At 34.2% G+C, this 14138-nt stretch carries 16 protein-coding genes; 7 read left to right on the top strand and 9 right to left on the bottom strand.

The window, feature by feature from the left end; genetic code table 11:
* Nucleotides 1–298: 298 nt before the first annotated feature.
* From PYW44_RS01765 to yut, 7 genes are all read right to left on the bottom strand, one after another.
* Complete coding sequence (locus PYW44_RS01765) at nt 299–1216, bottom strand: ABC transporter substrate-binding protein (RefSeq protein WP_002511560.1); 918 nt, start codon at nt 1214–1216, stop codon at nt 299–301.
* Nucleotides 1217–1347: 131 nt separating this feature from the next.
* Nucleotides 1348–2037: an ABC transporter ATP-binding protein gene (locus PYW44_RS01760; RefSeq protein ID WP_046465996.1), complete on the bottom strand. Its 690-nt coding sequence runs from the start codon at nt 2035–2037 to the stop codon at nt 1348–1350.
* A complete protein-coding gene (locus PYW44_RS01755) occupies nt 2030–2809 on the bottom strand; it encodes an ATP-binding cassette domain-containing protein (RefSeq protein WP_071665042.1) in 780 nt (259 codons plus the stop codon). Before PYW44_RS01755 ends, PYW44_RS01760 begins: the two co-directional genes overlap by 8 nt.
* Nucleotides 2802–3623, bottom strand: coding sequence for a nickel transporter permease (gene nikC, locus PYW44_RS01750; RefSeq protein ID WP_071665041.1), 822 nt, complete (start codon nt 3621–3623; stop codon nt 2802–2804). Before nikC ends, PYW44_RS01755 begins: the two co-directional genes overlap by 8 nt.
* Nucleotides 3623–4600, bottom strand: a complete 978-nt coding sequence (gene nikB / locus PYW44_RS01745) for a nickel ABC transporter permease (RefSeq protein WP_071665040.1) — start codon at nt 4598–4600, stop codon at nt 3623–3625. Before nikB ends, nikC begins: the two co-directional genes overlap by 1 nt.
* Complete coding sequence (gene nikA, locus PYW44_RS01740) at nt 4597–6075, bottom strand: nickel ABC transporter substrate-binding protein (protein ID WP_107510313.1); 1479 nt, start codon at nt 6073–6075, stop codon at nt 4597–4599. The genes nikB and nikA overlap by 4 nt, the downstream gene beginning before the upstream one ends.
* A gap of 119 nt (nt 6076–6194) precedes the next feature.
* Entirely contained in the window at nt 6195–7100 is a 906-nt protein-coding gene (gene yut, locus PYW44_RS01735) for an urea transporter (protein WP_107510314.1), read from the bottom strand.
* 215 nt (nt 7101–7315) lie between these two features.
* Between yut and PYW44_RS01730 the strand changes: the two genes are divergently transcribed.
* Genes PYW44_RS01730 through PYW44_RS01700 form a run of 7 tightly spaced genes read left to right on the top strand, consistent with a single transcriptional unit; the run spans nt 7316 to nt 12374 of the window.
* On the top strand, nt 7316–7618 hold the full coding sequence (locus tag PYW44_RS01730) for an urease subunit gamma (protein WP_021339769.1): 303 nt from the start codon (nt 7316–7318) through the stop codon (nt 7616–7618).
* Nucleotides 7619–7633: 15 nt separating this feature from the next.
* Complete coding sequence (locus PYW44_RS01725) at nt 7634–8047, top strand: urease subunit beta (protein WP_021339770.1); 414 nt, start codon at nt 7634–7636, stop codon at nt 8045–8047.
* Entirely contained in the window at nt 8044–9759 is a 1716-nt protein-coding gene (gene ureC, locus PYW44_RS01720; RefSeq protein WP_107510315.1) for an urease subunit alpha, read from the top strand. Before PYW44_RS01725 ends, ureC begins: the two co-directional genes overlap by 4 nt.
* Nucleotides 9760–9769: 10 nt before the next feature.
* Entirely contained in the window at nt 9770–10222 is a 453-nt protein-coding gene (gene ureE / locus PYW44_RS01715; RefSeq protein WP_065338831.1) for an urease accessory protein UreE, read from the top strand.
* Nucleotides 10215–10904 (top strand): urease accessory protein UreF, encoded by a 690-nt coding sequence (locus PYW44_RS01710; protein ID WP_115075941.1) that lies wholly within the window; start codon nt 10215–10217, stop codon nt 10902–10904. Before ureE ends, PYW44_RS01710 begins: the two co-directional genes overlap by 8 nt.
* A gap of 13 nt (nt 10905–10917) precedes the next feature.
* Nucleotides 10918–11532 (top strand): urease accessory protein UreG, encoded by a 615-nt coding sequence (gene ureG / locus PYW44_RS01705; RefSeq protein WP_002506587.1) that lies wholly within the window; start codon nt 10918–10920, stop codon nt 11530–11532.
* The gene (locus PYW44_RS01700; RefSeq protein ID WP_107510316.1) at nt 11532–12374 is read left to right on the top strand and encodes an urease accessory protein UreD; all 843 of its coding nucleotides are present in this window, start codon (nt 11532–11534) and stop codon (nt 12372–12374) included. Before ureG ends, PYW44_RS01700 begins: the two co-directional genes overlap by 1 nt.
* Nucleotides 12375–12487: 113 nt before the next feature.
* Here PYW44_RS01700 and PYW44_RS01695 read toward each other — a convergent pair whose 3' ends face one another.
* Both PYW44_RS01695 and PYW44_RS01690 read right to left on the bottom strand, forming a co-directional pair.
* Nucleotides 12488–12694, bottom strand: a complete 207-nt coding sequence (locus tag PYW44_RS01695; RefSeq protein ID WP_002511563.1) for a hypothetical protein — start codon at nt 12692–12694, stop codon at nt 12488–12490.
* Between the two features lie 124 nt (nt 12695–12818).
* Complete coding sequence (locus tag PYW44_RS01690) at nt 12819–13901, bottom strand: YkvI family membrane protein (protein WP_031266092.1); 1083 nt, start codon at nt 13899–13901, stop codon at nt 12819–12821.
* Nucleotides 13902–14138: the final 237 nt, after the last annotated feature.

The raw sequence follows: 14138 nt of genomic DNA, 5'->3' as shown, positions 1-14138 counted from the left end.
ACATTATCTTCTTATTAGGAAAAAATGACATACTTCACCCTATGAGAATGTGGCGTGAACTGTACCTTTTTGAATTTATTGTGTTTATGATTCAAAAAGGTTCTAGCGAAGTCTCATAGAAGCTGTCATTTTAATCCTCCTTGTCTTTATATATTGCATTTACTGTAACATCTTGATTATTTATTTTCAATACACATTTGAATAGATTCATCATGATAGCGGTAGTCACTTACTTTTTAATAAAAAAACATACTGGAAGGCTTTATAAATAAAAAGTCCTCGCAGTATGTTCAGCTCACTATGAATTGCTATTTAATAATTTCTCTTTTAAATCTTTACGTTCATATTCTAATGAATACGGATCATTCAACCAATAAATGCCTTCGTCTACTTTAAATGTATGATTGTTTTGTACCGCTTCAGTATTTTTCCAAATTTCTTTATTTTCAAATGATAAGTCAGACCCTTTTGCTACAGGAGTCACAACATAATCGCCAGCCATTTTAGGAAGCTCTTCTTCTGAGATATCAGCTAAATCATTTTCTTTTGTTGCTTTTTCTACTGTCTCTGGCATTTTCAACCCAAATGAGTCGTATAAAATCTCACTACCGTGACCATATGTTTTACCTAGCGCATAGATTTTTTTATCAAAATCTTTGATGATAGACACTGTTGTATCTGCTCCAATGGCATCTTTGATTTCTTTACCATCATCTTTTGTTTTTTGCTCCCAGTCTTCAACCCATTTTTTTGCTTTATCTTCTTTGCCAACAATTTTCCCTAGCTCTAGGTGCTGTTCTTTATAATCATGTTTTGCATAATCAAAGGCAACAGTTGGTGCTATTTTTTTCATTTTTTTCAAGTTTTTATCTGTATTATAAGTAATGATTAAATCTGGTTTGAGTTTCGCGACGCTTTCTACATTTTCAGCATCTACCTTCTCCACATCTTTAAATTTTTCTTTTAATACTTTACTGTCATCAACGATATTCGCAACTCCTACAATATTCGCATCAAGTTGTTTTAAACCACCTGCATATGTTGCCCCTAAAACGACAATACGCTTAGGATTTTTAGGTATTTTCACTTTATCTCCTGAGTCTTGTTTGTAAGTTGTTTTTTCGCTATCTTTTTTAGACGACTTGTCTTCTGAGCCATTGCTACACGCTGCAAGTACAAGCACCAACACTAACAAAGGTAATAATAGTTTCTTCATTGTTTTATGTCCCCTTTTTTTATCGTATTTTAAATTATACAGGAAGTTGTATTAAACACAATAATATATAAAGAATTACTATTTGAAATTCTAAATGATTGTAGATGTTATATAAATAAACAGCCACTTTCTTAATATATAGAAAGTAACTGTTTTGTATATTCATGTCGTTGATTACTAAATAAATTCTCTACATTAAAATCGTCTACAATGATGCCATTTTTCATTACAATAACTCTTTCAACCAAATGATTTAAAAAGGCAATATCATGAGAAATCATCAACATGCCTTTTTGTGTTCTGTGATGATAATCTTTCAGCACTTCTATCATTTTTTGTTCTGCAATAACATCTAAGCTGGCTGTGATTTCGTCACATAGAAGCATATCTGGTTCCAACATAAGTGTACGGATTGTATTAAATCGCTGTAATTGGCCACCACTTAATTCATCAGGTAACCTATCCAACAACTTAGTATCTAGGTCCATATATGTCATCATTACTTTCATTCTTCGATGTACATCACTCATAACCGTACCTTTATAATACTGTATAGGTTCTGCTAAGGATTTCCCCATATTAAATTTCGGATTAAAACTATCATATGCATGCTGAAATATAGGTAATAATGTTAATCCATGTGTGATGATTTGTCCTTCGGTCGGTTGAAGTAAACCTAGCATAAGATGCGCTAAAGTTGTTTTTCCGGAACCACTTTCACCTACGATACCAATAATTTCATCCGCTTTTATAGTCAGGTTAATATTAGTTAAAATAGGATCTTGATCATATTTAAAATTTATTCCTGTTAATTCAATCATAAGCATTCTCCCTTCTTAGCTGACTACGGGAATTAAATAACTCCAGGCTATAGGGTTTTACATTGTGATTTTTAAAAGCTTGAACATGATTAGAATCTATCATTTCTCCGTGACGTATCACATGAATCCAGTCACTAAAATCTAAAACGTGTGATAAATTATGTGTGATAATTAATAAAGTTACTTGATGCACTTCCGCTAAATGTTTAATTAAGTTCATTACATTATAACCCGTTATCGCATCTAATGATGAGGTTGGTTCATCAGCGATAATGACTTCTGGATTTAACATCAGAACACTCGCAATTTGTACCCTAGCAAGTTGTCCTCCAGACAAGCTAAAGCAGTAGCGGTCCATGACTTGGTCAGGTACTAAATCTACCCATTGTAATGCTTTGATGACAAACTGCTTTGCCACTGCTTTCTTAACTTTATAGTGCATTCTGTAAACAGCCATAAGTTGTTTACCCAGTTTTGTATGATCATTAAAGCTGTGTGTATAGTCTTGAGAAATAAAACCGATATCTTTGCCTAATAAAGTATGCATATCTCTGACACTTTGGTTTTTGTAACGTAATCCATCAAATTCTATATCTAATGTACGTGGTACACGTTGAACGAGTGCTTTGGCAGTTAAACTTTTACCCGAACCACTTTCACCAACTAGGACATTCACTTTACTTTGCTTAAGTCCTAAGTTGATATTATGAATGAGCTTAGTACCTGAATTATCTTTGATTGATAGATTGGATATCTCGAGTATATTAGTCATCCAAATCACGCTTCCCTTTTAATAATTTATCTCGTAAGGCATCACCAGCTAAATTAAATAATAAAATTGTTAGTGTAATTAAAGTTGCTGGAACAATTAACAGTAATGGATATGAGCTAATATAGTCACGTCCAGCATTAAGCATTGCTCCCCATTCAGGTGAAGGTGGTTGTGCGCCTAGCCCTAAAAAGGATAGTGATGAAATATAAAGAATGATTTTACCAAAATCAACAGTCATCAGCACAATAATAGATGGCGTAACTTGTGGTAAAAAATGTTTCCAAATAATTGTACGCGTTGGCACATTAAATAACTTAGCCATTTGTATATAGGGTTTCATCATTTCACTGCTTATTACAGAACGTGTAAGTCTTGTATATGTCATCCATTTAATTATTGTAATGGCGATGACTAAATTCCAAATACTCGGTTTAAAAAAGCTGGCAAATGCAATCATCAATACAAATTCTGGAATGCTTAGTCCAATGTCAATTAAACGCATAATCACTGTATCGACGATTCCCTTTTTGTAACCGGCTAAAAGACCAAGTGGAACACCAATAATTACCGTAACGAATAATGTAATCAAACTAATGATTAAAGTATACCTTGCCCCAACGATAACTCGTGATAATAAATCTCTACCATAATCATCTGTCCCTAACCAATGAGTCAGACTTGGCGTTTCCAAAGCATTACCTAAATGCACTTCTAACGCACTATTAGTTGAAACAAAAAATTGTGCTATTATAATGACGATGAGATAGAAAGAAAAACCATAGAAAATGAGATTGTGTTTATTAATATGTTTCATTACATCTCACCATCCTGACGCGCTACTTTAGTCTTTTTACGATTTTTATTGTATCGACGTTTTGGATCTAGCCATAATAACAATAAGTCACTGATTGTGTTAGCAAGAACGACAAGGAAACCGATCATAAGAACTGCACCTTGCACAACAGGATAATCCCTTGCTCTAATACTATCGACTAGGAAATGACCAATACCTGGTATACTAAATAAGTTTTCAATAACGACTGTGCCGCCAATAAGACTGCCTATAGACATACCCAAGACTGTAACGACCGGTATAATAGCAGGCTTAAACAAGTCTTTCCATAAAATATAACGTTCAGACATCCCTCTGAGTCGAGCCGCTTCTACTTCTTTAGATTGGTACAGTTCTACTAAATTAGAACGCATTAATCTGACATAATAGGCACTCATACCTATGCTCAGTGCTATCACAGGTAATACGTAGCCTGCTAACGAATCTAATCCAGATGATGGAAGTAAGTTGAGTTTTTGTGCGAATACATAAATCAATAAAGTTCCTAAAAAGAATGAAGGTATACTAACAGTAAAAGATGTCACTGTGCGGATCAATGTATCAATCCAAGTATGATAGTATTTCGCTGCAATAATACCTAATGGCACTGCTACAATAAAAACGATAATGATAGTCAAAATAGCAATGAATGCTGTAGGTGGCGTATAATAAATTAATTCATTGATTACAGGCTCGCCTGTTTGATAACTCGTACCAAAATTCAACTTCACAATTTGTCCTAACCATTGAATGTATTGGATGACTACGGGTTGGTCTAAACCTAATTTTTGTTTGGTAGCTTCAATTTGTTCACTTGAAACGTTAGCTACATCTAAATGTAAAATTTTGTCGACTGGGTCTCCCGGCGTAAGTTTCATTAATATAAAAGTGATAGTAGAAAGGACAAACAATACAATGATCATTTGTCCAATTCTAGAAAGTATATTTTTTAATATCATTGTTTTTTATCCACTTTATAATCGATGAGATAGACGCCTTCAGGAGTTGCTTTTAAGTTTTCTACATCTTTACTCATACCGACGATATTATCATTATATGAAATATAGCTATTTGCTAAGTCATTGCTAGTTATATCAATAATTTCATTCGTTAAACGATGACGTTCTTTTGTATCTACTGTTTTATTAAATTGATTTATTAAAGCAGTCACTTTGTCATTATCATAATCACCTGCGTTAATCGCACCTTGTGGTTTATACGCTTGGTTGAAGAAATAACCAGTGTCTCCTCTTGGAATCGTACCAAAGCTATAAAGTGATGCATCCCACTGACTTTTATCTTTTAGGTAACCTTGGATATCATCCACATTACGTAATTTAATATCAATATTGGCTTTTTTAGCATCTGATTGGATGACTTGTGCAATTTTCGGAAGTTCTGGACGTCCATTATATGTTGAAACTGTTAATTGTAATGGATGTTCTTTTGTATAGCCTTCTTCTTCCATTATTTGCTTCGCTTTATCTATATCTTGTTTCTGCACTTGTCGATTCTCTATAAAATCTAATTTTGTATTGAAAGGTCCAGTCGCAGGTTCAGCATGACCTTTAGACACATTTTTCGCAATACTTTCACGATCTATTACTTTATCGAGTGCTTCGCGTACAGGTTGCGTCATCTTATCGCTTGTATGGTTATATAAGAGTAAGCCTGTTCTAAATCCTGAGACACTTGATACTTTTGTTTCATCACTCTCTTTTAGTGTTTTTACTTTTTCCACAGGTACATCTGTAATGACATCTGCTTTCCCAGAGTCTAAATCACTCGTACGTGCGTTACCATCTTCTTGATAAGTAACATTAATATGATCTAGTTTCGGTTTACCTTGCCAGTAGTCTTTATTCTGATCTAATTTAATTTTTTGAGATTGCTTATAATCTTTAATTTGATATGGTCCAGTTCCAACAGGGGTTTTATTTACATCGCCCTTTGCTTCCGTATCATAGATTGCTGAAAATGGACTGGCAAGCTCTGAAACTAATTCAGGATATGCTTCTTTTGTCATAATCGTAACATTTTGTCCGTCTACTTGAATGTCCTTAATAGGAAGAGATCCTTTTACCAAGTCACTTTTCTCAATACTTTCTTCCAAACTAGATTTCACTGCTTTACCAGTCACTTTTTTACCATTTTGGAATTTAATATCATCTTTTATTTTTAGATCGAGTTGAGTTGGTGACTTTTGATTATATGATTCAACTAATAATTTTTGAACTTTTCCTTCAGCGGAGGCTTTAAACAAAGATTCTGCTGCGCCAATTTTCACTGGTACATCTGTTTCATAAGGGGCGATTGAAGTTGTTTTTAAAGGTAACTCAATGTCCAAAGTGTTTCCTTTAGATTGACTTCCAGATCCACTACATCCTGCTAAAGTAATTGCTGCGGTTGCAAACAATACCACTAATCTTTTCATTTATTTTCCTTCTTTCTAAAAAACCATTCTTAAAATCAATTAGAAATTTATATTTTAAAACTTATAACAATAGAGTTAACTACACTTTCAACCAGATTAATTTAAGTTTTCATGTTATATCACTCTATTTGTTGTTCTTTCATTTGATTACCCGCAAATAGCATAATCCACGTAGCAATAATAAATGGCAATGTAAATACCGGCAAACCAAATGGTGTTAATAATGTAGTCATGCCTGCATGTAATATGACAGTTAGCAGAATGCCTAACACAATACTTATATAACGCGGAATTATAGTACTAAATGCGACACCTAAAGCTAACACTGTAAGTATGACATTATAGCCAAACAGACCATCATTAATTTGGTCGTGATTACCACCAAGTACCGTGACTGCTGCAAAACCTATAATATTTGCAATAATTGCAAATGTACCAGCTTTTCTGGAAGCAATAAAAATACCAATAAGAATTAATATACCTGCAATCATATTTTTAAGTAAAAATATTTCACTGAAACCCGTCAAAAATGCACTTATAAAGTCGATACTATGACCAGAAAATTTAATTTCCTGAACTGTATTCGGCAAAATATTAACATCTGCGTTCACAAATTTAAATTGGAATGACATGAGTAATACAATCCAACTTACAAATACATATGGCATTGTTAACATTGGCACACCAAATGGTTTAAAAAACTCTCTAAATGCCGAACCAATAGGCATTGTTATAATAATTGCAACTAATACAATAACCACACTATACCATTCTGGTACTAAGAATAATGTTAATGCAATGGCAGTAAGTACAGGATTGAACCCGGCCAATCCCGTGTTGATTTCCTCTTCTGAATAATTCGTGCGTTTTGCAAGCAATAGGGAAATGACACTTGCACTCAAAGCCATTAGCCCCACTTTCCAATTACCTACAAAAATACCTACTAAAACAAACAATCCTGTCCACGAATTGTTCAATAATAATACTTGCGCAATATTCTTCAATATTATCCGAATAGCGTCCACAACGTCACCTGATTTCTATATACTTTGACTTAAATAATAATATATTAATATCCACTAAATTTAAAGAGATACATATCGCCTGTAATAAAATTCTTTTTTTTTATTTTTCACGCTCACAAGGGGTTATTCTTGTAGTTAAATACTATTCGGAATATCATTATATAGCGGACATAATTAACGGACACGATATAAATAATTGAAAGGTAGTGAAGCTCGTGCATTTTACACAACGTGAACAAGATAAGTTGATGCTAGTTGTAGCAGCAGATTTAGCACGCAGACGTCAACAACGCGGTTTAAAATTAAATTATCCAGAGGCAGTAGCTATAATTAGTTTTGAACTACTTGAAGGTGCTAGAGATGGAAAATCTGTAGCAGAACTGATGAGTTATGGGAAACAAATATTAAGTGAAGATGATGTAATGGAAGGTATTGCCGATATGCTAACAGAAATGGAAATTGAAGCGACTTTCCCTGACGGAACTAAATTGATTACCGTACATCACCCAATCGTATAAAGGAGGATTTATATTATGAAACCTGGTGAAATTATAGTTAAACGTACAGAAATAGAAGTAAATAAAGGTCATAAATCCACAATACTTAATGTGAAAAATACTGGAGATCGACCAATACAAGTCGGCTCACATTATCACTTTTTTGAGGCGAATCCAGCGCTAGACTTTGACCATGAAAAAGCCTATGGTAAACGACTCGATATTCCTGCTGGTGCAGCCGTTCGTTTTGAACCGGGTGATGAGAAAGAAGTTCAACTCGTTGAATTTTCTGGCAAACGAAAAATTTATGGTTTTCACGGTGCTGTAAATGGAGCAATTGATGAGTCTCGTGTCTATAGAGATGAAGCAGACACTTCAGCTACAGAAATCGTTGAACAAGAAAATCAAGAAAACGAAAATGCTAATAAAGAAAGTGGGTATAAAGCATGAGTTTTAAAATGACGCAATCACAATATACAAGTCTTTATGGGCCAACTGTTGGTGACTCTGTAAGACTTGGAGATACAAATTTATTTGCAAGAGTAGAAAAAGATTACGCTACGTATGGCGATGAGGCGACATTTGGTGGTGGTAAATCTATCAGAGACGGCATGGCTCAAAATCCTAATGTAACACGTGATGATAAACAGGTTGCAGATTTAGTTATGACAAATGCAATGATTATCGACTACGATAAAATTATTAAAGCTGATATTGGTATTAAAAATGGCTATATTATGGCAGTCGGAAAAGCAGGTAATCCTGATATTATGGATAATGTAGATATTATTATTGGTGCTACGACTGATATTATTTCTGCAGAAGGTAAAATCGTAACTGCAGGTGGTATTGATACACACGTTCACTTTATTAACCCTGAACAGTCACAAGTTGCGCTTGAAAGTGGTATAACTACGCATATTGGTGGCGGCACTGGTGCATCTGAAGGTGCAAAAGCAACTACAGTTACTCCAGGACCATGGCATCTACACCGCATGTTAGAAGCGGCAGAATCATTGCCATTAAATATTGGGTTCACTGGTAAAGGTCAAGCAGTCAATCACACTGCCTTAGTAGAACAAGTACATGCTGGTGCGATTGGCTTAAAAGTACATGAAGACTGGGGTGCGACACCTTCAGCATTAGACCACGCTTTGCAAGTCGCAGATGACTATGATGTTCAAATCGCACTACACGCCGATACATTAAATGAAGCTGGCTTCATGGAAGAAACAATGGCCGCAGTTAAAAACCGCGTATTACACATGTATCATACAGAAGGTGCTGGTGGTGGCCACGCGCCAGATTTAATTAAATCTGCTGCCTATCCAAACATTTTACCTTCTTCTACAAATCCAACACTTCCATACACAGTAAATACTGTAGACGAACATTTAGATATGGTTATGATTACCCACCACTTAAACGCTGCAATCCCTGAAGACATCGCATTTGCTGATTCACGTATTCGTAAAGAAACAATTGCAGCAGAGGATGTATTACATGATATTGGCGTATTTAGTATGGTAAGTTCTGATTCTCAAGCTATGGGACGTGTCGGTGAAGTTATTACACGTACTTGGCAAGTTGCACACCGTATGAAAGAACAACGTGGTGCATTAGAAGGTGACAGTAAACATAATGACAATAACCGTATCAAACGTTATATCGCTAAATATACGATTAACCCTGCCATTACACATGGTATTTCAGATTATGTTGGCTCTATTGAAGAAGGCAAACTCGCCGATATTATCATGTGGGAACCTGCTTTCTTTGGCGTAAAACCAGACGTTATCCTTAAAGGTGGACTCATTAATACAGCCATTAATGGTGATGCTAACGGTTCTATCCCTACTTCTGAACCCTTGAAATACCGTAAAATGTACGGACAATTAGGCGGCAATATGCAAAGTACTTCAATGACTTTTGTTTCTTCAACAGCATACGAAAATGATATTGATAAAGTACTCGGCTTAAAACGTAAAGTAAGACCTGTTCGTAATATCCGTAAGTTAAGTAAAGTAGATATGAAAAACAACAATGCAACACCAAAAATAGATGTTGATCCACAAACATATGAAGTATTCGTAGACGGTGAAAAAATCACAAGTGAACCAGCTACTGAATTACCGTTAACTCAACGCTATTTCTTATTCTAGGAGGTAAAAAATGATCATCGAAGAAATTGTAGGAAATATCGCTAACATTGCTGATAGTGAAAAAGGTAAACATACAGAAAAAGTATACTTGGAAAACTCTGATTTAGTTAAACGTATTCAACGTGTAACGACAGACCATGGTAATGAAATAGGGATTCGTTTAAAACAACCTATTGATTTACAATATGGCGACATTTTATATAAAGACGATACCAATATGATTATCGTAGATGTGAATTCTGAAGATTTACTCGTTATTAAACCACGTACACTTCAAGAAATGGGAGATATCGCGCATCAACTTGGAAACAGACATTTGCCAGCACAATTTACAGAAACTGAAATGCTTGTACAATACGACTACTTGGTAGAATCATTATTAAAAGATTTAGGGATTCCATACGAGCATGAAGATCGTAAAGTAAATAAAGCATTTAGACATATAGGTCATTCACATGACTGATCATGCACACCTACGTCTGTTTCAATTTTGTGATTCTCAATTCCCGACAGGTGCATTTAGTCATTCCTTTGGTCTTGAAACTTATATTCAACGTGACACAGTACATGACGAAGCAAGCTTTCAACAATGGCTCGCGTTATTCTTAAACGAACAATTGACATACGCAGATGGCTTAGCAATGCGACTAGTCTACGATGCGCTTAATCAAAATGATTCAGAATCTATATTGCGATTAGATAAAATTCTTTTCGTACAAAACTTACCTAAAGAAACACGCCAAGGTTCAAAACAAATGGGTAACCGCATGGTCAAACTCGCTTCTGAACTTTATGATAGTGACTGGATTGACTGGTACAATGCGCAACTAAAAGAGAAAAAAGCCAAGTTGCATCCTGCCATTTGTTTTACGATGCTCGGACATCATTTAGGAGTCGATATCGAAACAATTATTGATTATTATTTATATCAAAACGTGTCCAGTTTAACTCAAAATGCGCTACGCGCAATTCCTTTGGGACAAACTGCTGGTCAACGTATTGTACATCATATGATTCCACTTATGAAAGAGACAAGAGACTATATCATGACATTGGATGAATCCCAACTAGGTATTACTGCACCAGGATTAGAAATCAATCAAATGGAACACGAGAACGTCAATGTAAGAATTTTTATATCTTAGGAGGACAATTTTTATGACAGAGACAGTTAAAATAGGTATCGGTGGCCCTGTGGGTGCAGGGAAAACCCAGCTTATCGAGAAAATTGTTAAACGTTTAGCAAAAGACTTGAGCATTGGTGTTATCACTAATGATATATATACAAAAGAAGATGAAAAAATATTAGTTAACTCAGGTGTATTACCTGAAGATAGAATTATCGGTGTTGAAACGGGTGGATGCCCACACACAGCAATTCGTGAAGATGCGTCAATGAACTTTGCAGCAATTGATGAACTAAAAGAACGCAATGAAGATATAGAACTTATTTTCATTGAATCTGGTGGCGATAACTTAGCGGCAACTTTCAGCCCGGAACTCGTTGATTTTTCAATTTATATTATTGATGTTGCACAAGGCGAAAAAATTCCACGTAAAGGTGGACAAGGTATGATTAAATCTGACTACTTTGTAATCAATAAGACTGATTTAGCGCCTTATGTTAATGCATCATTAGAACGCATGGCAGAAGATACAAAAGCATTCCGTGGTAACCGCCCATTCACTTTTACAAATCTTAAAACCGATGAAGGCTTAGACAATGTACTTGAGTGGATTGAACAAGATGTATTTCTTAAAGGATTAGCTTAATGTCTGAGTCAAATCCACAATGGACTGGCCAATTAGATCTAACTGTTTTTAATAACGGAAAAAAATCTGTTGCGCGTGATATCTTTTTTGAAAGAGCATTAAAAGTAATGCGTCCAGTCTACTTAAACGCCTCTGATATTCCTACATTTTATATTGTGAATGTAGGTGGCGGTTATTTAGATGGCGATCGCTATAACATGAACTTTAATGTAGACACTGATGCAAAAGTGATATTAACTTCCCAAGGTGCAACAAAGATTTATAAAACGTTGAATGATCATGTGGAACAATATCAAAATTTCAATATTAAAGATAACGCTTATGCGGAATATGTAGGCGATCCAATTATCGCTTTTGAAAATGCCAAATTCTACCAACATAATACATTTAACTTGAGTTCAACAGCATCTTTATTTTATACAGATATTTTAACACCAGGATATTCTAAAGAAGGTAAAGCCTTTAGCTACACATATATGCATTTATTAAATGAAATTTATGTAGACGATGATCTCGTTGTATTTGATAATATGTTACTTGATCCAACTAAAAATAAAGTCGATGATATTGGTTACATGGAGCATTATAGCCACTTGGGTTCTTGCTATTTTATCCACCCAGATGTTAACCAAAAATTTATAGATAACGTATTCGATCAAATTAAACACTTGCAACAAGTATATGATTGTCGTTTTGGTATTACACAGTTACCAACACATGGTTTTAGCATTCGTATTTTATCTAACAAAACACAAGTAATCGAAAAGATTTTAACAACATTACAAACTTATGTTGTTAAAGAAATCTTCGATCTTGACGTTGATTTTTTAAGAAAATATTAGTTATTCTCGAGGTTGGACATAAATGCCATTCTCAAAATAAAAGGACTAATCCGTATTAAATGGATTAGTCCTTTTAAACATATAAATTATTTTTCAAACTAAAGACACAACTTTTAAATTAGATTAAGTAACCAAACTAAACTTATCACTAATAAAACAATCGTAACGATATAGATTAATAACTTTTGTCCTTTAGTTAAAGTTTTTTCTCCATCCGTAAACAAACTAAATAACGAACCATCCTTGCCCATTAATAATGCGATAGAATAAATAAGTAAGACTAAAGATAAAATAAATAATATTAATGCAACAAATACCATAATAGTACTCCTCTCACAATACAATCTGTTTTTCTTAGTTCTATGCCTATTCATTCTATCTTAATATTCAAATTTGTAAAACAAAGCCTATATAAATAATCATATTGATTTTATTTCTATTATACTATGGTAAATCTCCTTTTTTCTCTAATCGTTTAACTTTAAATGGTGCATAAATTAATACCACAATTAATACTAATCCTAAATATCCAATGAATGGATAAAAGAATGACATTAAGTCTGTAAATCCTGCAAAACTTACTGCAAAGCCAATTAAAATAGCTACGATATAAAATATTTTAAACTGTATTGTTTCAGGAGTAGTAAAACGTGTAGCAAGTGAATAGAACATACCTAAACACGTATTAAATATCATTAAATAGATAATGATAGACATAAGAACACCTAAAATTGGAGATATATCATTTACAAGCCCTAACATCGGCATTGGTAAATCCCCTACCGTTTCAATTTTAGAAAGTATCGCAAAATGACTTATCATAATCATTATGCCTAAAACAAATCCTCCGAAGAAGCCACCCCATGCAGCTACCTTAGGATTCTTCTCACTACCACCCATAACAATTGCCATAGTTGCTCCTAAACTGATATTTAATGAAACGTAATTAACGCCTGAAATAAACCAATTCGGCACCGCTGACGTATGTTCTTTAGCTATGTCAGTGAGTTCAGTAAACGTACCTGACATAGTAAACAAGCAATAAACCGCAACAACGAGAATCGCTATAATCAATAACGGTGTAATATTACCGATAACTTTAACAACATTATCTACACGTAACATACCGAATAAAAATACTAAGAGAACCATTAATAATGTTCCAAGTACTGCTGGTATACCAAACTGTTGTTCAAAGTTCGAACCACCACCAGCAAGCATTACGACACCAAATCCAAATAAAGCGATGATGAGTACAATATCTATCACCCATGCAAGCACTTTACCAAACAATGTACCGCCAGTTAATTTATGTATTACATCATTATGACTCTGAGCTTTAAACTTACTACCTAGCCATACAAGTACCATACCAATATATGAAAATAACATTGTTGAAACAATTGCTGCAAATATACCCAACTTACCGAAACTAGTAAAATATTGTAGGATTTCTTGTCCTGAAGCAAATCCAGCACCCACAATTATACCAATTAAGGCACTACCTATTAAAAATACTTTCTTCATAGTAATCCCCTTTGTACGTAGTAATATTTTTTGTTTAAAACGTAAAATCATCATTGTGAAATAGAACGCATTACATTCCAAACCCCTTTATACACGTCTATACATAGAAAATCCGTATTGCCTTTCACAATAATGTAAACGATTACATATTCATAGTAACTCACTTAGCTTTAATTTTCAAACCGCTGAAAATACTTATCCTTGATGGTATTTACATTATATAATACGCACTTTTCA

The organism is Staphylococcus equorum, assembly GCF_029024965.1.
In the GTDB taxonomy this organism is placed as follows: Bacteria; Bacillota; Bacilli; order Staphylococcales; family Staphylococcaceae; genus Staphylococcus; species Staphylococcus equorum.
Note: the sequence above shows the minus strand (reverse complement) of the source record. Positions and strands in the feature narration are given on the sequence as shown.

Excerpts from the sequence above, each read along its gene's own strand:
- PYW44_RS01765 (WP_002511560.1), bottom strand. The coding sequence starts at position 1,216 with ATGAAGAAACTATTATTACCTTTGTTAGTGTTGGTGCTTGTACTTGCA.
- PYW44_RS01760 (WP_046465996.1), bottom strand. The coding sequence starts at position 2,037 with ATGATTGAATTAACAGGAATAAATTTTAAATATGATCAAGATCCTATT.
- PYW44_RS01755 (WP_071665042.1), bottom strand. The coding sequence starts at position 2,809 with ATGACTAATATACTCGAGATATCCAATCTATCAATCAAAGATAATTCA.
- nikC (WP_071665041.1), bottom strand. The coding sequence starts at position 3,623 with ATGAAACATATTAATAAACACAATCTCATTTTCTATGGTTTTTCTTTC.
- nikB (WP_071665040.1), bottom strand. The coding sequence starts at position 4,600 with ATGATATTAAAAAATATACTTTCTAGAATTGGACAAATGATCATTGTA.
- nikA (WP_107510313.1), bottom strand. The coding sequence starts at position 6,075 with ATGAAAAGATTAGTGGTATTGTTTGCAACCGCAGCAATTACTTTAGCA.
- PYW44_RS01725 (WP_021339770.1), top strand. The coding sequence starts at position 7,634 with ATGAAACCTGGTGAAATTATAGTTAAACGTACAGAAATAGAAGTAAAT.
- ureC (WP_107510315.1), top strand. The coding sequence starts at position 8,044 with ATGAGTTTTAAAATGACGCAATCACAATATACAAGTCTTTATGGGCCA.
- ureE (WP_065338831.1), top strand. The coding sequence starts at position 9,770 with ATGATCATCGAAGAAATTGTAGGAAATATCGCTAACATTGCTGATAGT.
- PYW44_RS01710 (WP_115075941.1), top strand. The coding sequence starts at position 10,215 with ATGACTGATCATGCACACCTACGTCTGTTTCAATTTTGTGATTCTCAA.
- ureG (WP_002506587.1), top strand. The coding sequence starts at position 10,918 with ATGACAGAGACAGTTAAAATAGGTATCGGTGGCCCTGTGGGTGCAGGG.
- PYW44_RS01700 (WP_107510316.1), top strand. The coding sequence starts at position 11,532 with ATGTCTGAGTCAAATCCACAATGGACTGGCCAATTAGATCTAACTGTT.
- PYW44_RS01695 (WP_002511563.1), bottom strand. The coding sequence starts at position 12,694 with ATGGTATTTGTTGCATTAATATTATTTATTTTATCTTTAGTCTTACTT.
- PYW44_RS01690 (WP_031266092.1), bottom strand. The coding sequence starts at position 13,901 with ATGAAGAAAGTATTTTTAATAGGTAGTGCCTTAATTGGTATAATTGTG.